The following is a 20,433-nucleotide window of genomic DNA, read 5'->3' on the forward strand; positions in this document are numbered from 1 at the left end:
CGTGGACCGAACGCAACGACCGGCGGCATCCGGCGACGTCGTCCTCGCCCTCGAGGACGTCGACAAGTCCTTCGGGGCGGTCGCCGCACTCCGCGGGGCGCGGCTCGAGCTGCGCGCCGGGGAGGCGCACGCCCTGGTCGGCGAGAACGGCGCGGGCAAGTCCACCCTGGTCAAGATCCTGGCCGGGGTGCACGCTCCGGACGGCGGGAGGCTCCTGCTCGACGGTGCCCCGGTGCACCTCGACAGCCCGGCCGCCGCCCGGGCCGCCGGCATCGCGGTCATCTACCAGGAGCCCACCCTGTTCCCCGACCTCTCGGTCGCGGAGAACATCTACATGGGCCGGCAGCCGCTCTCCGGCGGGCGGCGCATCGACCGCAGGGCGCTGGCCGCCCGCTGCCGCGAGCTGTTCGACCGGCTCGGCGTGCACATGGACCCCGACCGCCCGGCGCGCGGCCTGTCGATCGCCGACCAGCAGATGGTGGAGATCGCCAAGGCGCTCTCCTTCGACGCCCGGGTCCTGGTCATGGACGAGCCGACCGCCGCCCTGTCCGGGGTCGAGGTGGAACGCCTGTTCGCGGTGGCGCGGGCGCTGCGCGCCGCCGGAGCGGCGGTGCTGTTCATCTCGCACCGCTTCGAGGAGGTCTTCGGCCTCTGCGACCGGATCACGGTGATGCGCGACGGCCGGTGGGTGTCCACCGCCCCGACCGCCGAGCTCACCGTGGACCAGGTGGTCCGGGCCATGGTCGGCCGCGAGGTCGCGTCGCTGTTCCCCAAGCAGGACGTCGAGGCCGGTGACGTCGTCCTCGAGGTCCGCGGGCTCACCCGCCGCGGCGTGTTCAGCGACATCTCCTTCGACGTCCGGGCCGGCGAGATCGTCGCGCTCGCCGGCCTCGTCGGCGCCGGGCGCAGCGAGGTGGTGCGCGCGGTCTTCGGGGTCGACGGGTACGACGCCGGCTCGGTCCGGGTGGGCGGCCGACCGCTGAAGAAGGGCAGCCCGGCCGCGGCGATGGCCGCCGGCATCGCGCTCGTGCCCGAGGACCGCCGCCAGCAGGGGCTGGTGATGGAGCTGTCCGTCGAGCGCAACGCCACGCTGACCCGCCGCTGGAAGCTGGCGCGGGCGGGGCTGCTCTCCACCCGCGCCGAGCGCGCCACCGCCGCCGACTGGGCGAGGAAACTGCAGGTCAAGGCGGGGAAGCTGGCCGACCCGGTGTCCACCCTCTCCGGTGGCAACCAGCAGAAGGTCGTGCTGGCCAAGTGGCTGTCGACCGAGCCGAGGGTGTTGATCGTCGACGAGCCGACCCGCGGCATCGACGTCGGCACCAAGTCCGAGGTGCACCGCCTCATGTCCCGGCTCGCCGCCGACGGCCTGGCCGTCGTCATGGTCTCCAGCGAACTCCCGGAGGTGCTCGGCATGGCCGATCGCGTCCTCGTCATGCACGAGGGTCGCCTCGTCGACGACATCCCCCGCGCCCGCGCCGACGAGGACAGCGTGATGCTGGCCGCGACCGGCCAGGGCGGGACGGCGGTGGTCCGGTGAGCGAGCGAACGGGCTCGCCCGTGAGCACGGCGGCGCAGGGGAGCCCGCCGAGCGCGCCCGCCCCCCACCTGCCGGACGTCGCCCCCGAGCTGGCCGCGCCCGAGCGCTCCGGGCGGCGCGGCTCGGCGCTCGTCCACCGCCTCGTCGTCGTCCGCGAGCTCGGCATCCTCGCGGCGTTGCTGCTGCTGGTCGTCGTCACGGTCGCGGTGAACCCGCGCTTCCTGTCCGGGCAGAACGTCCGCGACCTGCTGCTGTCGGCCTCCATCCTCACCGTGCTGGCCGCCGGTCAGACGATGGTGATCATCACGCGCAACGTCGACCTCTCGGTCGGCTCGGTGCTCGGACTCTCGGCGTACGCCTCCGGGACCCTCCTGGTCACCGCCCCGGACCTGCCCGTGGTGGTCGTCGTCCTCGCCGGGATGGCGGTGGGCGCCGCGTGCGGCCTGCTCAACGGGGCGATCGTGGCGGTCGCCAAGGTGCCCTCGCTGGTGGTCACCCTCGGCACGCTGTACGCCTTCCGCGGTCTGGACTCGTTGTGGGCCAGCAGCACCGGCCGGCTGCAGATCAACGCCGCGGACCTGCCCGCGTCCTTCAAGGCCCTCGGCGGGGCCCGCGTCCTCGGCGTCCCGGTGCTGTTCCTGATCGCCGTGGCCGTCGTCCTGGTGATGGGCTACTACCTGCGGACCTACCGCAGCGGCCGCGAGCTGTACGGCATCGGCTCCGCGCCGGACGCCGCCCGGCTTTCCGGCATCCCCGTCGGACGGCGGGTCCTCACGGCCTTCGTCGTCAACGGCGCGCTCGCCGGCCTGGCCGGCGTCCTGTACGCCGCCCGCTTCCAGACCCTCGACACCACGGCAGGCACCGGGCAGGAGCTGTTCGTCGTCGCCGCCGCCGTGGTCGGCGGGGTGGCGATCTTCGGCGGCAGCGGCTCGGTCTACGGCGCCGCCCTGGGCGCGCTGCTCCTCACCACGATCGGCACCGCGCTGCCGCAGCTCGGTCTCGACCCGTTCTGGCGCGACGCGGCGGTCGGGGCACTGATCATCGCCGCGATCGCCCTGGACCGGACCCTCACCCTCCGCCTCGCCGCCCGCCTCCGAGGGAGGAACGTCCGTGGCAGTTGACACGACCCCCCAGTCCCCCGTGGCCGGCTCGGCCGCAGGCGGCGGCCGGGCCCCGCGCCGGCCGCTCACCCTGCCCTCGGGCAGCGTGATCACGACCTTCCTGGTGCTCTTCCTCGTGGTCGCCTCGGTCGCGGTCGAGGGCTTCGCCAGCACCCGCAACGCCGGCTTCCTGCTGCTGGACGTCGTGGTCATCGCGCTGATCGCACTGCCGCTGACGCTGATCGTGGTGACCGGGGAGATCGACCTGTCGGTCGCGAGCACGGTCGGCCTGTCCAGCGCCGTCATGGGCAAGCTCTGGTTCGCCGGCCTGCCGCTGGAGACGATCATCCCGGTCGTCCTCGTGCTCGGCGGCGTCCTCGGCGCGGTCAACGGCCTGCTCGTCACCCGGCTCGGGCTGCCCTCCCTGGCGGTCACCATCGGCACGCTCGCGTTCTACCGCGGGCTGGCGTTCGTCGTCCTCGGCGACCAGGCGGTGGCCGACTTCCCGCGGGCCTGGACGACCTGGGCGATCAGCGGCATCGGCGCGACCGGCGTCCCGGTGGTCGTCGTCCCGCTGCTGGTGCTCGTGGCGATCACGGCGGTGGCGCTGCACGCCACCCCGATCGGCCGCTCGCTCTACGCCATGGGCAACAGCGAGGACGCCGCCCGCTTCAGCGGCATCGACGTCGCGCGGACCAAGTTCTGGCTGTTCGTCGCGGCCGGGGTGATCAGCGCGCTGGGCGGCGTCTACTGGACCCTGCGCTACGGCAGCGCCCGTGCCGACAACGCCACCGGCCTGGAGCTGCAGGTGGTGGCCGCGATCCTCCTCGGTGGGGTGTCGATCTTCGGCGGCAGCGGCGGCCTGCTCGGCGTCCTGGCCGGCGCCCTGCTGCTCGCCTCGGTGCGCAACGCCCTGCAGCTGGTCAACGTGCCGGCCGACGTCCTCAACATCGTCACCGGCGCGCTGCTCATCGTCGCCGTCGTCGCCCCGCAGGTGACGGCGGAGCTCCGCCGGCGGCGACCGCGCGGGCGGCCCGCAGCCGCCTGACGAGCGATCCGTCCGCGACCGCGGACGGTCCCCACAGACCCCGGCCACCGGTGCCGGCGCACCCCAGAGAGGGAACCAATGTCCAGCTTCCTGACCGGCCGTCGGCTGCGCGGCGGCCTGACCGGCGTCGCCGTGGCGGCGCTGGTGCTCACCACCGCGGCCTGCGGCGGCACCACGCGCGGCGAGGAGGAGAGCTCCGGGTCCGGCACGGACGGCGCGGCCGCCAGTGCCGACCCGAACGCGGAGATCCCCTCGGGCCTGGCCGTCGCCTTCCTGCCCAAGCAGGTGAACAACCCCTACTTCGACGTCGCCGCTGCCGGTGCCGACGCCGCGGTGTCCGAGATCGAGGGCGAGTTCACCCAGACCGGGCCCTCGGAGGCCAGCGCCTCGTCGCAGGTGAGCTACATCAACACGCTGACCCAGCAGGGCTCCGACGTCATCCTGACCTCGGCCAACGACCCGAACGCCATCTGCAGCGCGCTCGACCAGGCCCGGTCGGCCGGTGCGGCCGTCGTGACCTTCGACTCGGACACCAGCCCCGACTGCCGCGACCTGTTCGTCAACCAGGCGACCGCCGAGGGCATCGCGCAGAGCCAGGTCGACATCATGGCCGAGCAGATCGGCGGCGCCGGGCAGGTCGCCATCCTGTCGGCCACGGCCAACGCCACGAACCAGAACGCGTGGATCGAGCTCATGGAGCAGTACGCCGCCGAGCAGTACCCGGAGATGGAGATCGTGGCCACGGTCTACGGCGACGACGAGGACGAGAAGTCCTTCCAGGAGACCCAGGGTCTGCTGCAGACCTACCCGGAGCTCGAGGGCATCATCTCGCCGACGACCGTCGGCATCGCGGCGGCGGCCCGCTACCTGTCGGGGTCCGAGTACAAGGGCCGGGTCGCGCTGACCGGTCTGGGCACGCCGAACCAGCTGCGGGAGTACGTCGAGGACGGCACGGTGCAGGCGTTCGCGCTGTGGAACCCCGAGGAGCTGGGTTACCTGGCCGCGCACGCCGGCGCCGCCCTGGCGGCCGGTCGGATCACCGGTCAGGAGGGCGAGACCTTCGAGGCCGGTGAGCTCGGCGAGTACACGATCGGGGCGGACGGCGTCGTGGTCCTCGGCGAACCGACGGTCTTCACCGCGGACAACATCGGCGAGTTCGACTTCTGACCCTCGCCGTCCCAGCTCCTGCCGCCGCCGGCCGAGGCCCGGCCGGCGGCGGCAGGACCCCGCCAGCACCGACCCCGAGGAACCCCGTGCCCCGCGTCTGCTTCACCCTCCAGGTCCGGCCCGACCGGCTCGACGACTACCGCGAGCGGCACGCCGCCGTCTGGCCGGAGATGCTCCGCGCGCTGCGCGACGCCGGCTGGCGCGACTACCGGCTCTTCCTGCGCGACGACGGCCTGCTCGTGGGCACCGTCGACGTCGACGACCTCGCCGCCGCCCAGGCCGCCGTGGACGCCACCGAGGTGAGCGCCCGGTGGGAGGCGGAGATGGCGCCCCTCTTCACCGCGGGCACCGACGGCCGCGGCAAGTCCTCGCTCGACCTCGTGTTCGACCTCGACGCCCAGCTCGCGGCTCTCGGCGAGCCCGGGTCCCAGCCCACCACCGCACGCACTGGAGACCGACCGTGACCACCTCCCAGGCCCGTGCCCTCGAGGCGCTGGCCGCCCAGACCATCGAGCTGCCCTCCTGGGCGTTCGGCAACTCCGGCACCCGGTTCAAGGTCTTCGGCCAGCCGGGCGTCGCCCGGAACCCGTACGAGAAGCTCGAGGACGCCGCGCAGGTGCACCGGTACACCGGCGCCGCGCCCCGGGTGTCGCTGCACATCCCGTGGGACAGGGTCGACGACTTCGGCAAGCTGGCCGCCCACGCCGCCGACCTCGGCGTCCGGATCGGCGGCATCAACTCCAACCTCTTCCAGGACGACGACTACCGGCTCGGCTCGCTGACGCACCCCGACGAGGCGGTCCGGCGCAAGGCCGTGGACCACCACGCCGAGTGCGTCGAGATCATGCGGCAGACCGGCTCCACCGACCTGAAGATCTGGCTGCCGGACGGCACCAACTACCCGGGTCAGGACGACCTGCGGGCCCGGCAGGACCGGCTGGCCGACTCGCTGCAGCAGGTCTACGCCATGCTCGACCCCGGGCACCGGCTGCTGCTCGAGTACAAGTTCTTCGAGCCGTACTTCTACGCGATGGACGTCCCCGACTGGGGCACCTCGCTGGTGCACTGCCTGGCCCTCGGCGACCGGGCGCAGGTGGTGCTGGACACCGGCCACCACGCGCCGGGCACCAACATCGAGTTCATCGTGATGCAGCTGCTGCGGCTGGACCGGCTCGGCGCCTTCGACTTCAACTCGCGCAACTACGCCGACGACGACCTGATCGTCGGTTCCGCCGACCCGTTCCAGCTGTTCCGGATCATGAACGAGATCGTCGCCGCCGGCGCGCTGGCACCGGAGTCCGGCGTCAACTTCATGCTCGACCAGTGCCACAACATCGAGCCGAAGATCCCCGGCCAGATCCGCTCGGTGATGAACGTGCAGGAGGCCACGGCCAAGGCGCTGCTGGTCGACCGGGAGGCGCTGGCCGCGGCGCAGCGCTCCGGTGACGTGCTGGCCGCGCACGGGGCGCTGATGGACGCCTACTCGACCGACGTCCGGCCGCTGCTGGCCGAGCTGCGCGGGTCGACGGGCCTCGATCCCGACCCCTACGCCGCCTACGCCCGCTCCGGCCACCAGGAGCGCATCGCCCGCGAGCGCGTCGGCGGCCAGCAGGCCGGCTGGGGCGCCTGAAAGAGGACCCTCCTGCCCCCCACCCCTCGCACGCTCGGGGCGGGCCCCCGCAGGAGGGCCGTTCCAGTACGTCACCGATTTCCAGCACGTCACCGATGAGAGGACTTCCGACGTGACGAACCCCGTGGTCGGCGAGCTGATCGAGCGGAGCAACCGGCTCGGCGCGGACCCACGCAACACCAACTACGCCGGTGGCAACACCTCCGCCACGGGCACCGGGACCGACCCGGTGACCGGTCGGCCGGTCGAGCTGGTCTGGGTCAAGGGCTCCGGCGGCGACCTGGGCACCCTGACCGCGAGCGGCCTGGCCGTCCTGCGGCTGGACCGGCTCCGCTCGCTGGTCGACGTCTACCCGGGCGTCGAGCGGGAGGACGAGATGGTCGCCGCGTTCGACTACTGCCTGCACGGCCGGGGCGGCGCGGCGCCCTCGATCGACACCGCGATGCACGGCCTGGTCGAGGCCGCGCACGTCGACCACCTGCACCCCGACTCCGGCATCGCCCTGGCGACGGCGGCCGACGGCGAACGGCTGACCCGCGAGTGCTTCGGCGACCGCGTCGTGTGGGTGCCGTGGCGGCGGCCCGGCTTCCAGCTGGGCCTGGACATCGCCGCGATCAAGGAGAAGAACCCGCAGGCGATCGGCTGCATCCTGGGCGGGCACGGCATCACCGCCTGGGGCGCGACCAGCGAGCAGTGCGAGGCCAACAGCCTCGAGATCATCCGGACCGCGGAGCGGTTCCTCGCCGAGCGCGGGACGGCCGAGCCGTTCGGCGCCGTCGTCCCCGGCTTCGAGCCGCTGCCCGACGTCGAGCGGCGCCACCGGGCGGCCGCGCTCGCACCGGTGGTCCGCGGCCTGGCCAGCACCGACAAGCCGCAGGTCGGGCACTTCACCGACTCCGACGTCGTGCTGGAGTTCCTCTCCCGGGAGAAGCTGCAGCCCCTCGCTGCGCTCGGCACCTCCTGCCCCGACCACTTCCTGCGCACCAAGGTGCGGCCGCTGGTGGTCGACCTGCCGGCGACGGCGAGCACCGACGAGGTGGTGCAGCGGCTCCAGGAGCTGCACGCGGACTACCGCGCGGAGTACGCCGCCTACTACCGGCGCCACGCGACCCCCGACAGCCCGCCCATGCGCGGCGCCGACCCGGCGATCGTGCTCGTCCCCGGCGTGGGCATGTTCAGCTTCGGCGCGAACAAGCAGACCGCCCGCGTGGCCGGCGAGTTCTACGTCAACGCGATCAACGTGATGCGCGGCGCCGAGGCGGTCTCGACCTACGCGCCGATCGACGAGAGCGAGAAGTTCCGCATCGAGTACTGGGCGCTGGAGGAGGCCAAGCTCCAGCGGATGCCGAGGCCGGCGCCGCTGGCCGCGCGGGTCGCGCTGGTCACCGGCGCGGCGTCCGGCATCGGCAGGGCCATCGCGCACCGGCTGGCCCGCGAGGGGGCCTGCGTGGTGGTCGCCGACCTGGACCTGCAGAAGGCGCAGGACGCCGCCGCGGAGATCGGGTCGCCGGACGTCGCCGTCGGCGTGGCCGCCGACGTGTCGGACGCCGAGGCGGTGGCCGCCGCCTTCCGCGAGGCCTGCCTGGCCTTCGGCGGGGTCGACCTGGTCGTCAACAACGCCGGCCTGTCGATCTCCAAGCCGCTGCTGGAGACCACCGAGCGCGACTGGGACCTGCAGCACGACGTGATGGCCAAGGGCAGCTTCCTGGTCTCCCGCGAGGCGGCCCGGATCATGATCGACCAGGGCCTGGGCGGCGACATCGTCTACATCTCCAGCAAGAACTCGCTGTTCGCCGGCCCGAACAACATCGCCTACGGCGCCACCAAGGCCGACCAGGCCCACCAGGTCCGGCTGCTGGCCGCGGAGCTGGGCGAGCACCAGATCCGGGTCAACGGCATCAACCCGGACGGCGTCGTCCGCGGGTCGGGCATCTTCGCCGGCGGCTGGGGCGCGTCCCGGGCGGCGGTGTACGGCGTCCCGGAGGAGGAGCTCGGCGAGTTCTACGCCCGGCGGACGCTGCTCAAGCGCGAGGTGCTGCCCGACCACGTCGCCGACGCGGTCTTCGCCCTCACCGGCGGCGACCTGACCCGGACGACGGGACTGCACGTCCCGGTCGACTCCGGCGTCGCCGCGGCCTTCCTCCGCTGACGGAGCGGCGGTGACGGCCATGACCGCTGCTCGGGAGCGGACCTTCGCGGCGGTCGACCTGGGCGCGTCCAGCGGTCGGGTCATGGCCGCCCGCGTGGGCCCGGAGCGCCTGGACCTCCGCGAGGTGCACCGGTTCGCGAACCGGCCGGTGCGCACCTCGGGGACGCTGCACTGGGACGTGCTCGGGCTCTACGCCGGGGTCCTCGACGGGTTGCGCGCCGCCGGCCGGGACACCGGGGGCCTGGACGGCGTCGGCATCGACAGCTGGGCGGTCGACTTCGGCCTGCTCGACGCCGACGGCGCGTTGCTGGGCAACCCGGTGCACTACCGCGACGGCCGGCACGAGACCGCGGTCCCGGCCGTGCACGCCGCCGTCCCGCCGGAGGAGCTGTACCGGGTCAGCGGACTGCAGCACCTGCCGTTCAACACCGTCTTCCAGCTGGCCGCGGCGCGGGGGACCGCGCAGCTGGCCGCGGCGCGCACGGCCCTGCTGGTCCCGGACCTGCTGGCGCACTGGCTGACCGGGGCCGTCGGCGCCGAGGTGACCAACGCGTCGACCACCGGGTTGCTGGACGCCACGACGCGCGAGTGGGCCTGGGAGCTGGTCGACCGCCTCGGGCTCGACCGCGGGCTGTTCCCACCGCTCCGCCAGCCCGGTGACCGGCTGGGGGAGCTGCGGGACGACGTCCTCGCCGAGACGGGGCTGACCGGCCCGGTGCCCGTCACGGCCGTGGGGTCGCACGACACGGCCTCGGCGGTGGTCGGCGTCCCCGCGGCCGGCGACCGGTTCGCCTACATCTCCTGCGGCACCTGGTCGCTGGTCGGCGTGGAGCTGGAGAAGCCGGTGCTCACCGAGGCGAGCCGGGCGGCCGGCTTCACCAACGAGCTCGGCGTGGACGGAACGGTCCGCTACCTGCACAACGTCATGGGCCTGTGGCTGCTGCAGGAGTCGCAGCGAGCGTGGGCGGCGGCGGGGCCGACGGCCGAGCTGCCCGACCTGCTCGCCGCGGCCGGACGGGTGCCCCCGTTCAACGCCGTCGTCGACGCCGACGACCCGCGGTTCCTCGCGCCGGGCGACATGCCCACCCGCATCGCCGAGGCGTGCGCCGAGACCGGCCAGATCCCGCCGCGGAGCCGGGCGGAGACGGTCCGGTGCATCCTCGACAGCCTGGCGCTGGCCTACCGCCGGACGGTCCGGTCGGCGGCGGCGCTGTCCGGCCGGGACGTCGAGGTGGTCCACCTCGTCGGTGGGGGAGCCCGCAACACGCTGCTCTGCCAGCTGACGGCCGACGCCTGCGGACTGCCGGTCGTCGCCGGCCCCGTGGAGGCCGCCGCGCTCGGGAACGCCCTGGTGCAGGGGCGCGCGGGTGGGGCGGTCGACGGCGGCCTGCCCGAGCTGCGCGCGCTGCTGCGCGCCACGCAGGACGTGCGCCGGTACGAGCCGTCGGCGTCGTCCGGCGACTGGGCCGCGGCCGAGCGCCGGCTGCGCTGACCGGGCGCCGGCGCGCCGACCGGGCGCCGGCTGCGCTGACCGGGCGCCAGCCGCCGCCGGCCGGGTCCGGTTCAGCGGGGGAGCGCCGGCTCCGGCGGCTCGGCCAGCTGCCACGGGCGGACGACGGCCAGCAGCACCCCCAGCGCGAGGGCGAGCACGACCGCCATCACGGCACCCATCGCCACCGCGTCGTTGCCGAGCAGCCCGACGGCGGGCGAGACGGCGGCGCCGACGCCGAACTGCACGGCGCCCAGCAGCGCGGCCGCGGCGCCCGCCCGGTCGCCGTACTGCGCGAGCGCGAGCGCCGGGGCGTTGGGCAGCGCGAGCCCCGCGGTGAACAGCACCGCCCACAGCGCGCCGGCCACGGCCGGCAGGCCGGCGTCGGCCACCGCGGTCAGCGCGAGCGTCCCGGCGGCGACGGTGCCGGCCGTGGTCGCCGCGAGCAGCACCTGGCCCGGCGTCCACCGGCGCAGCAGCACCGGGTTGAGCTGGGTGGCCGCGATCAGCCAGAACGCGCCGGCGCCGAAGAGCAGGCCGAACTGCTGCTCGTCGAGCCCGAACTGCCGCTGGTAGACGAACGACGACCCGGCCACGTAGGTGAACAGCGCCGCCATGCCGAGCCCGGCGACGAGCACCAGCCCGAGGTAGGTGCGGTCACCCAGCAGCGAGCGGTAGGTCCCGACCGTGGCGGCGATGCCGCCGCGGCGCCGACGCCCGGCCGGCAGCGTCTCGCGGACCGCCCACGCCCCGAGCGCGAGCAGCACGACGCCGTAGCCGGCCAGGACGGCGAAGACGCCGCGCCAGGTGGTGAACCGCAGCAGCTCCCCGCCGATCGTCGGGGCGAGCACCGGCGCGACGCCCATGACCAGGAACAACCGCGACAGCATCGTGGCGGCCCGGCGCCCGGCGAACAGGTCGCGCACCATCGCCATCGCCACCACGGAGGCGGCCGCGCAGCCCACGCCCTGCAGCACCCGCAGGACGCCGAGGACGGCGATGCCCGGCGCGACCAGCACGAGCAGCGAGGCCAGCACGTGCAGCGCCGTGCCGGCGAGCAGGGGACGGCGGCGTCCGACGGCGTCCGACAGCGGCCCGATCACCAGCTGGCCGAGGGCCAGGCCGAGCAGCGTGCCGGTCAGCGTCAGCTGCACCTGGGCCGACGTGGTGCCGAGCTCCTCGCGGATCGTCGGCAGGGCCGGCAGGTACATGTCGATGGTCAGCGGCCCCATGGCCACGAACGCCCCGAGCACCAGGGCGAGCCGGGCCGTCGACGGACGGTGCGGGGCCGGGCCGGGAACGGCGGAGGGGCGGGTGGCCTGGTCGGCGACAGCGGTCACGAGGGTCCTTCGTCGGCTGGTCAACGTCGAGCGGCCGCCGTTGGCCCTCTCCGACCGGTGCCAAGACCGTCCGGGCCTGCTCCTATTCCTTCGCTCGGCGAAGGATCCCGGGTGCTCCCGCGTGTCCGGGGCGACACGCCGCTGCGCGCCGGCGTCCCGCCCTGCTGCGGGGCGGGGACGTCAGGCCGTGCAGCGGGGCCGGACGGCGGCGTGCAGGCGGGCCGCCACCAGGCCGGCGACCACGGCGCCGCTCGCGTTGAGCGCCGCATCGAGCGGCGAGACCACCCGCCCGAGCGGCAGGGCCCACTGCAGCAGCTCGATCCCGGCGGCGACGCCGACGGACAGGGCGCCGAGCCGCCCCGGTGCCGCCAGCGCGGGCCGCCGGAGCACTGCGAGCACGGCCGGCGGGACCAGGAGCAGCAGGTTGCCGAGCAGCTGCAGCACCGTGGTCGGCGAGTCCAGGCCGGTGGCGTACCAGCGCAGCTCGGCCAGCGGGGCACCCCACGCCCAGCCGGACGCGCCGGCCGGGGTGAGGGTCAGCGACGCCACCCCTACCAGCGCGGATGCGAGCAGGCCGTCGAGGGCGGGTGCGGGCCGGGCGCCGTCGTCCACGAGCCCACCGTCCCCCCGGTCCCTGGGAGGACGCTGGGACGCCGCTGGGTGCTGCATGACGGCGATCTGCGGCAGGTCGCCGCAGTGTCGTCGGGCACCGCCGTCGGTGCCCGGGTCGGGGTGACCCCGCACCCGGCGCGCCGGCTCCTCGGGTCAGCAGGCTCCTCGGGTCAGAACAGGACCGGCGCGCGGAGGACGAAGTCGCCGTGGTCGTCGAGCTCGTAGTGGCGGGCCTCCTCCGGCGTGGCGGCGATCTGCCGCAGGGCCTCGCCGAGGGCGGCGACGTCGGCGGGCGTGGTCGCCCGGTTGGCGCTGGCGCGCACCGCGCCGGGCAGCGCGTGCCGGTCACCGACGCGCACGTCGGCGTGGAACTGCGCCACCTCGGCCTCGGTCAGCGACAGCAGCCGGGCCATGTAGGGGTGGGCGCAGAAGCAGCCGCTGCGCAGGCCGATCCCGTGCTCGCCGGCCAGCCGCGCCGCCAGCAGGCCGTGCGGGACGCCGTCCAGGTTGAACGCCGCGACCGGCAGCCGGTCGCCGGTGACCGCGCCGTAGCGGCGCAGGCCGGGCACGGTGGCCAGCTCGGCGTCCAGCGCGCGGGTGAGCGCCTCCTCGTGGGCGAGCAGCCCGGACCACCCGCTCTCGGCCAGTTCCTCGGCGGCGGCGGCCAGCGCGACGGCGCCGACGACGTTGGGCGAGCCGGCGTCGTCCCGGTCGGGGGTGTCGGCCCAGACGACGTCGTCGAAGGAGACCGCGCGCACGGTGCCGCCGCCGACCAGGAACGGTTCACCGTCGGCGAGCACGGACCGCGGGGCGATCAGCGCGCCGGCGCCGAACGGCGCGTACATCTTGTGCCCGGACAGCGCCAGCGCGTCGATGCCCAGCGCGGTCATGTCGACCGGGCGGTGCCCGGCCAGCTGCGCCGCGTCGACGACGACGAAGACCCCGAGCGCCCGCGCGGCGGAGGTGAGGGCGAGCAGGTCGGGCAGCCACCCGGTGACGTTGGACGCACCGGTGACGGCCAGCACGCGCGGGGTGGGGCGCTGGTGCAGGGCGCGCACCACGTCTCCGACGTCGAACGTGCCCCGGGCGTCGACGTCCACGACGCGCAGCTTGGCGTGCCGCCGCCACGGCAGCAGGTTGGCGTGGTGCTCGACGGCCGTCGTCAGCACGACGTCGTCGGGTGCCAGGCGCAGCCGGTAGGCGAGCTGGTTCAGCGCCTCGGTCGTGTTCCGCGGGAACAGCGCCACGTGGGTGGCCGGGTCGGCGCCGGCGAAACGCAGGAGCGTGTCGCGGGCCTGCTCGTAGCGCGCGCTGGAGTAGCGGGACTTCGCGCCGGCCCCGCGGTGCACGCTCGAGTACCACGGCAGGAAGTCGGTCACGGCTCGGGTCACCGCCGCGGAGGCCGAGCTGGTGGCCGCGGCGTCGAGGTCGACGTAGCGCCGGGATCCGCCGCCGAGGACGGGAACCCGGACGTCGTCACCCACGAGGGGGGCGTGCCGGGGCGGGAGGGTGACGTCCATGGCATGGTGATCGGCCGTTCCGCGCAGTCCTTGAGCGCCTCCCGGTCGTCGTCCACCCCCCGACGGGTGAGGCCGCTCAAGTCGGCGACACCGCAGGCCGATCGGGAGGTCGTGACCGCACCTTCGACGACCACGCCGGCGCGCCGTCGCGGCTTCCGGCTGACGCCCCGGGTCTTCTGGGACCTGGCCGTCTACATGATCGGCCTCGGGCTCGCCGTCGGCCTGGTGTTCCCGCCGTTCGCCACCGGGCTCGGTGTGCCCAGCTCCTACGCGACCCGGCCGTCCTTCCTGGCGGCCTGCCTCGTCGCCGGCTTCCTCGTGGGCGCGATGAGTTACACGGTCTGCCGCGCGGTGGTCGGCGGTCGGCTCTCGGTGCTGAGCACGCACCTGCGCTCGGTGGCCGAGACCGTCACCCGCGCGAGCCACACCGGCGACTTCTCCTGGCGGCACTCCGACCGCATCCCGGTCGACTCCGACGACGAGCTCGGCGAGACCGCCGGCTCGTTCAACAGCCTGCTCGACGCCCTGGAGGCCGGCGAGCGGTTCCGCTCGCTGGTGCGCAACGCCTCCGACGTCATCACCGTCGTCGACGCCTCCGGCCGGATCGTCTACCAGACGCCGTCCATCGGCTGGGTGCTCGGCTACCCACCGGCGACCCTCCTCGGCAGCAACGTGCGCAGCCTGCTGCACCCCGACGACGTGCCGGCCTTCAGCGAGCACCTCGTCCAGGCGCTGTCCGGCTCACCGGAGCTCGCCTCCGTCGGCAGCCGGATGCGGCACCGCAACGGGTCGTGGCGCTGGGTCGAGACCGTGGCCAACAACCTGCTCACCGACCCGGCCGTCAACGGCATCGTGCTGACCACCCGCGACGTCAGCGACCGCAAGGAGCTCGAGGACCGGCTGCGGGCCCAGGCCTACCACGACCCCCTCACCGGGCTGCCCAACCGGGCGCTGTTCATGGAGCGGCTGCGGGCCGCCGAGGAGCAGGAGAAGGCCGACGGCACGCCCTCGGCGGTGCTGTTCCTCGACATGGACAACCTCAAGACGGTCAACGACGACCTCGGGCACGAGAGCGGCGACACCCTGCTGCAGGTCGTCGCCGCGAGGCTGCGCACCTGCCTGCGCCCGGAGGACACCGTCGCCCGGCTGGCCGGTGACGAGTTCGCCGTCCTGATCACCGGGGAGGACGACGTCGCCGAGGCCGGCCGCGTCGCCGACCGCGTGCTCGCCTCCATGCGCGAGCCCGTGCTGCTGGACAACCGCTTCGTGCGGACCGGCGTGAGCATGGGCGTGGCCACGTCCGAGACCGCCGCGGCCAGCGGGATCAGCCTGCTGCGCGCGGCCGATGTCGCCATGTACGTCGCGAAGAGCACCGGCAAGGGCCGCCGCGAGACGTTCCAGCCGGCCCACCACGCCGCACAGGTGGAGCGCGACCGGTTGACCGCCGACCTGCACCAGGCGCTGGACCGGCACCAGTTCGAGCTGCACTACCAGCCCATCGTCGACCTCGCCGCCGGGCAGGTCACCGGGTTCGAGGCCCTGGTCCGCTGGCACCACCCCGAGCGCGGGCTGATCCCGCCGATGCAGTTCATCGGGCTGGCCGAGGAGAGCGGGCAGATCGTCCCGATCGGCCGCTGGATCCTGCACGAGGCGTGCCGGCAGGCCGCCGCCTGGCACCGCCGCGCGCCGGAGCGGGGGCTGCGCATGAGCGTCAACGTCTCGGTGCGCCAGTTCCAGCACCCGGACCTGGTCGAGGACGTCGTCGACGCGCTGCGCGCCTCGGGCCTGGAGCCCGGGTTGCTCACGCTCGAGATCACCGAGTCGCTGTTCGCCGACGACACCGCCGACACGTTGCGCAAGCTCGAGGAGATCAAGGCGCTCGGTGTGCGGCTGGCCCTCGACGACTTCGGCACGGGCTACTCGTCGCTGGGCTACCTGCGCCGCTTCCCGGTCGACGTGCTGAAGATCGACAAGGCCTTCGTGGACGGCGTGGCGACCAATCCCGAGGACCGCGCGGTCACGCACGCGGTCATCCAGCTCGGCCGGATGCTGCAGCTGCAGGTCGTCGCCGAGGGGCTGGAGTGCCCGGAGCAGGCCGCGGCGCTCGCGGAGCTGGACTGCCCGCTCGGTCAGGGCTTCCACTTCGCCCCGCCGATGGCCGCCGCGGAGGCCACCGAGTTCGCCGCCGCGGCCTCCGGGCTGCCGGTGGGCGCGGGGATCCCGTCGCCGGCCGCCGTCCCGGCCGCGCACGGCTGACCGCGTGCCGACCGGCACCGGGCCGGGCCGGTCGCCGGCCGGGCGCGCCGTCCGGCGAGAATGCGGCACCGTGCCCACCGCCGAGGTCCGCGCCGTCCGCGAGGTGGACGGCGCCCTGCGCGCCGCGCTGCTGACCTGCTGGACCGACGTCAGCAACGCCGGCGGCGCCGTCGGCTTCGTGCCACCGGTGACCACGGACGACGTCGCGCCCGCGCTCGACGTGCTGCTGGACGGCGTCCGGCGGTCCGGGGACGCGCTCGCGGTGCTGACCGTGGACGGCGAGGTCGCCGGCTTCGCCACCGTCGTGCAGTCGACCGGGGTGCTCCGCCGGCACTGGGCCTCCGTCCTGCGCGTGCAGGTGCACCCGAGCCGGCACGGCCAGGGGCTGGGCCGGGTGCTGATGACCGGCATCCACGCGATCGCCCGGGACCGCGGCTGGGAGTTCCTGCACCTCACGGTGCGCGGCGGAACCGGGCTGGAGGCCTTCTACGAGCGGCTCGGCTACCGCGAGGTCGGCCGCATCCCCGGCGCGCTACGGGTGGCGCCCGGCGACGACCGCGACGAGATCTCGGTGGTCTGCGCCCTCTGACCGGCCCTCTGACCGGCCCTCGACCGGCCCTCGACCGGCCCTCGACCGGCCCTCCGACCGACCCCCGGACCGCCCCCGGGCCGGCGGTTGTCCGGCGCCTACGCTGCCCGACGTGACCTCACGCGGACCGACCGGCCGGGCCGCCGGCCGCGAGCGGCTGCTCGCGCTCTTCCTGCTCGGCGTCGCCGCGGTCCTGCTGCTGTCGTCACCGACCTGGTTCGGCAGCGGGCAGGCCGGGGTCGGCGTGGGCCAGCTGGTCGTCGGGGTGGTCGTCGCCGCGGCCGGGCTGTGGCTCCACCGCCGTGCACGGGCGGGCCGCCGCGGCTGACCGACCGCCGCGCGCGGGCCGCGCTCCCGCGTCTCGTCGACGAGCCGGCGGGCCGGCGCAGGGCGACCAGTGGCTCCCAGTCGGGCGGCCGTTCCGCGCCGCGTCCCGGTCACAGACCTTCGGCGGGGGTGAGCGGACCCGCCGCGACCACGGAGCCGCCGGCGTCGAGCAGCCGCACCGACCGGTCCTCGACGGGCAGCAGCACGCCCTCGGGCAACGCGCCGGAGCCCGCGCCGGACCGGAGCGGCAGGACGCCGACCACGGTGCCGCGTCGGTCGACCACCTCGGCCGCGACCGCTTCCTGCGGCCCGCTGACGACCAGCCAGGAGCCGTCGACCGGCACGGCGAGCAACCGGTCGTCGACCGGCGTGCCGGCCGGGGCGAAGGCCGTGGCGTACCAGCTCAGCGACGTGCCGCCGGCGTCCACGGGCGACGTGCCACCGCGCACCGTGTACGACGCGAGCCACGCGCCCGTGGCTCCCGACGGGAAGGTCACCCCGAGCAGGGCCACCGAGCTCTCCCCTGGGCCGCGGCCGGCGGCCAGCAGCACCGGTGCGGCCTCCTCCGCCGCCAGGTCGCGCTCGGCCAGCACGGAGGCCGCCAGCTCGGCCACCCAGCCGACGTCGGTCGTGGCCGCGATGCCCCGCGGGTCGGCCGGCGTCGTCGGGGCCGGGGTGTGCTCCCCGGTCCCGTGCAGGACCCCGAGGGAGATCGGGACGGCCACCCCTCCGGCCTCGCTCGTCTCCAGGCGGGGCCACCAGCCGCCGCCCGCGGGCGCGGGCACCACGGCGATGCCGTCGTCGACGGGCAGCCGGCGCCGTTCCAGCCGCTCGACGCCCGCGGCGTCCACCACCGGCGGGAGCTGGACGTCGACGGTCCAGCCGGGAAGGGTCACGACCACCAGCGTGCCCTCGGCCGGATCGGCCGCCGTCGGCGCGAGCAGCGCCACCGGCTGGTTGCCCGTGACCTGCTCCGGGCTGGTGGCCGCGGTCATCCCGGCCGGCCGGGCGCCGGCCGGCCCGGTGAACCAGACCGTGACGAGCCGGCCGTGCACCCGGCCGGCCAGCAGGGCGATCCGGCCGGCGGGCGTGTCACCGGCGAAGAGGACCCGGCGGTCGGCCGGCGCGGGGAGGTCGTCGACCACGGAGCCGTCGCTCGCTGCGCCGCCGTACCAGTCCAGCTCCCGGACGCCGGCCAGCCACGCCTCATCGCTCGCGAGTGACCCGCGGGTCGGCAGGTCCTCCAGGTAGGTGGGAGGGCGCGGCGCCGTCGTCGCGGGCGCGGCGGGCTGCGCCGGCCGGTCGGTCGGGAGCGCGGTGGCCACTCCGGCGAAGAGGGCGACGACGCCGGCCGCGGCCGTGGCCACGAGCAGCCGGGTGCGCCGCTGGTGCCGGTGCTGTCGCCGGACGCGCGCGGCCAGGTCGGGCGGAGCCGGCGGGGCGGCCGCCCCGCGGGCGCGCAGGTCCGCGCGGAGCAGGTCCTCGAGGTCGGTGTCGGGCATGTCAGCACTCCTCCAGCACGGTCGCGCGCTCGGCGCCGAGGACGGCGCGCAGCCGGGCGAGACCGCGGGTGGTCTGGCTCCTGACCGTGTGGACCGAGCAGCCCAGCGCCTGGGCGGTGGCGGCCTCGGAGAGGTCCTCGGCGTAGCGGAGCACCAGCACGGCGCGCATCCGGGCGGGCAGGGTGTCGAGCGCGTCGGCCACGCGATGCCGCTCGGCGACGGCGTCCGTGTCGTCCGGCCCGGCCGGGTCGTGCGCCGGCAGGTCGACGATCTCCTGCGTGACGCGGCGACGTCGCCAGCTCGCGGCGCTCGTCACCAGCACCCGCCGCACGTAGGGGTAGGGGTCGTCCGCGGTGATCCGGCCCCAGTGCCGGTAGGCCTTCACCAGGGCGGTCTGGACGAGGTCCTCGGCGTGACCCCGGTCGGCGGCGAGCAGCACGGCCAGACGCATGAGGTCGTCGGAGCGTGCGGCGACGAACTGCTCGAACGCCGACCCGTCCGCGGCTCTCATCCGGTCTCCTCCCGCCGTCACCTCCTATGACGTCGCCGGACCCGTCGCAGGGGTGCCGTCGTGACCGGATCGTGATGCGGGCGCCCCCGCCGTCCCTCCTGTTTCACGTGGCACGTCACGGGCACCACACCGCACGGACCGACCACGACGGAGGACTCATGCGCATCGACAAGGAGCGGCTGGTCGGGATGCTGCACGCCGAGGGCGACAACGACCGGGCGGAGAAGGTCGCCGCCGATCTGCCCGACGACATCGACACCGACCGCGACGCCGCGGCGCTGGAGGGCGCCGGCCTGGACCAGCAGACGCTGCTGGCGAAGCTGGCGGCCGCGGGCTTCGGCAGCAACCAGGCCATGTGAGCGGAGGAGATCCGCCGCGGTGACCGCGACGGATCTCCTCCGGTCAGCCGCGGTAGGGGCGTTCGCGGTCGAGTTCCTCGCGGGCGACCGACCGGATGTGCACCGCGTCCGGCCCGTCGACGATGCGCAGGGTGCGCGCGTGCGCCCAGAAGTAGGCCAGCGGGGTGTCGTCGCTGACCCCGGCGCCACCGTGGACCTGGATCGCCCGGTCGAGGACGTCGAGGCACACCTTGGGCGCGGCCACCTTGATGGCCGCGATCTCGGTGCGCGCGCCCTTGGCGCCGTACTTGTCGATGAGGTCGGCGGTCTTGAGCACCAGCAGCCGGGCCTGGTCGATCTCGATGCGCGACAGCGCGATGGCCTCCCGGACGGTGCCCTGCTCGGCCAGCGGCCGGCCGAAGGCGACCCGCGCCTTCGCCCGCTCGACCATCAGCGCCAGCGCCCGCTCGGCCATGCCGATGGCGCGCATGCAGTGGTGGATGCGGCCCGGCCCGAGCCGGGCCTGAGCGATCATGAAGCCGTCGCCCTCGCCGGCGAGCAGGTTGGCTGCGGGCACCCGGACGTCGGTGAACCGCAGCTCCGAGTGGCCGTGCTGGTCCTGGTAGCCGAAGACCGGCAGGTGCCGCACGATCTCGAATCCCGGGGCGTCCCGCGGCACGAGGACCATCGACTGCTGCCGGTGCGGCGCGCCCTCCGGGTCGGTCTTGCCCATCACGATGAAGATCTGGCACCGCTCGTCGGCCGTGCCCGTGATCCACCACTTGCGGCCGTTCACCACGTAGTCGTCGCCGTCGCGGACGATCGAGGTCTGGACGTTGCGGGCGTCGGAGGAGGCGACGTCGGGCTCGGTCATCGCGAAACCCGACCGGATCTCGCCCTCCAGCAGCGGCTGCAGCCAGCGCTCCTTCTGCTCGGGCGTACCGAACAGCATGAGCGTCTCCATGTTGCCGGTGTCCGGCGCCCCGCAGTTGATCACCTCGGGCGCGATGACCGGCGACCAGCCGGTGATCTCGGCGACCGACGCGTACTCCAGGTTGGACAGGCCGGCCAGCTCGTGGTGGAACAGGTTCCACAGCCCCCGCTTGCGGGCCTCGACCTTGAGTTCCTCGAGCACCGGCGGGGTGCCGTGGTCGTCGTGGCCGCGTGCGGCCCGCCAGGCCTCGTAGACCGGCTCGGCGGGGAAGACCTGCTCGCGCATGAAGTCCCACATCCGGCCGCAGACGTCCTCGGCTCGGGCGGAGAGGGCGAAGTCCATGCCCGCAAGGTAACGGCGCGGGCGACCGGCGTCGCCCCGGGG

At 74.9% G+C, this 20,433-nt stretch carries 18 protein-coding genes; 12 read left to right on the forward strand and 6 right to left on the reverse strand.

Features of this window, described 5'->3' with window-relative positions; genetic code table 11:
- Position 1: 1 nt before the first annotated feature.
- The 8 genes from OF117_RS11860 (at position 2) to OF117_RS11895 (ending at position 10,123) form a co-directional block, all read left to right on the forward strand.
- The gene (locus tag OF117_RS11860; protein ID WP_263553044.1) at positions 2-1,537 is read left to right on the forward strand and encodes a sugar ABC transporter ATP-binding protein; all 1,536 of its coding nucleotides are present in this window, start codon (positions 2-4) and stop codon (positions 1,535-1,537) included.
- Positions 1,534-2,658: an ABC transporter permease gene (locus OF117_RS11865; protein WP_263553045.1), complete on the forward strand. Its 1,125-nt coding sequence runs from the start codon at positions 1,534-1,536 to the stop codon at positions 2,656-2,658. The genes OF117_RS11860 and OF117_RS11865 overlap by 4 nt, the downstream gene beginning before the upstream one ends.
- Positions 2,648-3,685, forward strand: coding sequence for an ABC transporter permease (locus OF117_RS11870; protein ID WP_263553046.1), 1,038 nt, complete (start codon positions 2,648-2,650; stop codon positions 3,683-3,685). The genes OF117_RS11865 and OF117_RS11870 overlap by 11 nt, the downstream gene beginning before the upstream one ends.
- A 78-nt stretch (positions 3,686-3,763) precedes the next feature.
- Complete coding sequence (gene rhaS / locus OF117_RS11875; RefSeq protein ID WP_263553047.1) at positions 3,764-4,852, forward strand: rhamnose ABC transporter substrate-binding protein; 1,089 nt, start codon at positions 3,764-3,766, stop codon at positions 4,850-4,852.
- Between the two features lie 86 nt (positions 4,853-4,938).
- Positions 4,939-5,316: an L-rhamnose mutarotase gene (locus OF117_RS11880; RefSeq protein WP_263553048.1), complete on the forward strand. Its 378-nt coding sequence runs from the start codon at positions 4,939-4,941 to the stop codon at positions 5,314-5,316.
- Positions 5,313-6,482: an L-rhamnose isomerase gene (gene rhaI, locus OF117_RS11885; RefSeq protein ID WP_263553049.1), complete on the forward strand. Its 1,170-nt coding sequence runs from the start codon at positions 5,313-5,315 to the stop codon at positions 6,480-6,482. Before OF117_RS11880 ends, rhaI begins: the two co-directional genes overlap by 4 nt.
- Before the next feature lie 112 nt (positions 6,483-6,594).
- Positions 6,595-8,631, forward strand: coding sequence for a bifunctional aldolase/short-chain dehydrogenase (locus tag OF117_RS11890; protein ID WP_263553050.1), 2,037 nt, complete (start codon positions 6,595-6,597; stop codon positions 8,629-8,631).
- A gap of 19 nt (positions 8,632-8,650) precedes the next feature.
- On the forward strand, positions 8,651-10,123 hold the full coding sequence (locus tag OF117_RS11895; protein ID WP_263553051.1) for a rhamnulokinase: 1,473 nt from the start codon (positions 8,651-8,653) through the stop codon (positions 10,121-10,123).
- 71 nt (positions 10,124-10,194) lie between these two features.
- On the opposite strand, the gene OF117_RS11900 is transcribed toward OF117_RS11895, so the two are convergent.
- From OF117_RS11900 to OF117_RS11910, 3 genes are all read right to left on the reverse strand, one after another.
- Positions 10,195-11,460, reverse strand: a complete 1,266-nt coding sequence (locus tag OF117_RS11900) for a multidrug effflux MFS transporter (RefSeq protein WP_263553052.1) — start codon at positions 11,458-11,460, stop codon at positions 10,195-10,197.
- Between the two features lie 180 nt (positions 11,461-11,640).
- The gene (locus tag OF117_RS11905; protein ID WP_263553053.1) at positions 11,641-12,072 is read right to left on the reverse strand and encodes a VanZ family protein; all 432 of its coding nucleotides are present in this window, start codon (positions 12,070-12,072) and stop codon (positions 11,641-11,643) included.
- 170 nt (positions 12,073-12,242) lie between these two features.
- Complete coding sequence (locus tag OF117_RS11910; protein WP_263553054.1) at positions 12,243-13,592, reverse strand: aminotransferase class V-fold PLP-dependent enzyme; 1,350 nt, start codon at positions 13,590-13,592, stop codon at positions 12,243-12,245.
- Between the two features lie 111 nt (positions 13,593-13,703).
- On the opposite strand from OF117_RS11910, the gene OF117_RS11915 reads away from it, so the two are divergent.
- The 3 genes from OF117_RS11915 to OF117_RS11925 all read left to right on the forward strand — a co-directional run bounded on the left by OF117_RS11915 (position 13,704) and on the right by OF117_RS11925 (position 16,765).
- Entirely contained in the window at positions 13,704-15,848 is a 2,145-nt protein-coding gene (locus OF117_RS11915; RefSeq protein ID WP_263553055.1) for a putative bifunctional diguanylate cyclase/phosphodiesterase, read from the forward strand.
- A gap of 70 nt (positions 15,849-15,918) precedes the next feature.
- Complete coding sequence (locus OF117_RS11920) at positions 15,919-16,437, forward strand: GNAT family N-acetyltransferase (protein ID WP_263553056.1); 519 nt, start codon at positions 15,919-15,921, stop codon at positions 16,435-16,437.
- Between the two features lie 112 nt (positions 16,438-16,549).
- Positions 16,550-16,765 carry a hypothetical protein gene (locus OF117_RS11925; protein WP_263553057.1) on the forward strand — a complete coding sequence of 72 codons (216 nt, stop codon included), beginning with the start codon at positions 16,550-16,552 and terminating at the stop codon, positions 16,763-16,765.
- Between the two features lie 109 nt (positions 16,766-16,874).
- Here the strand turns inward: OF117_RS11925 and OF117_RS11930 are convergent, their stop codons facing one another.
- Positions 16,875-18,266 carry a hypothetical protein gene (locus OF117_RS11930; protein ID WP_263553058.1) on the reverse strand — a complete coding sequence of 464 codons (1,392 nt, stop codon included), beginning with the start codon at positions 18,264-18,266 and terminating at the stop codon, positions 16,875-16,877.
- Between the two features lies 1 nt (position 18,267).
- Entirely contained in the window at positions 18,268-18,777 is a 510-nt protein-coding gene (locus OF117_RS11935; protein WP_263553059.1) for a SigE family RNA polymerase sigma factor, read from the reverse strand.
- Positions 18,778-18,935: 158 nt separating this feature from the next.
- Between OF117_RS11935 and OF117_RS11940 the strand changes: the two genes are divergently transcribed.
- Positions 18,936-19,136 (forward strand): hypothetical protein, encoded by a 201-nt coding sequence (locus tag OF117_RS11940; RefSeq protein ID WP_263553060.1) that lies wholly within the window; start codon positions 18,936-18,938, stop codon positions 19,134-19,136.
- A gap of 43 nt (positions 19,137-19,179) precedes the next feature.
- Here OF117_RS11940 and OF117_RS11945 read toward each other — a convergent pair whose 3' ends face one another.
- Positions 19,180-20,391 (reverse strand): acyl-CoA dehydrogenase family protein, encoded by a 1,212-nt coding sequence (locus OF117_RS11945; RefSeq protein ID WP_263553061.1) that lies wholly within the window; start codon positions 20,389-20,391, stop codon positions 19,180-19,182.
- Between the last annotated feature and the right edge of the window lie 42 nt (positions 20,392-20,433).

The sequence above is a fragment of the Geodermatophilus sp. YIM 151500 genome, from assembly GCF_025716945.1.
Taxonomy (GTDB): domain Bacteria; phylum Actinomycetota; class Actinomycetes; order Mycobacteriales; family Geodermatophilaceae; genus YIM-151500.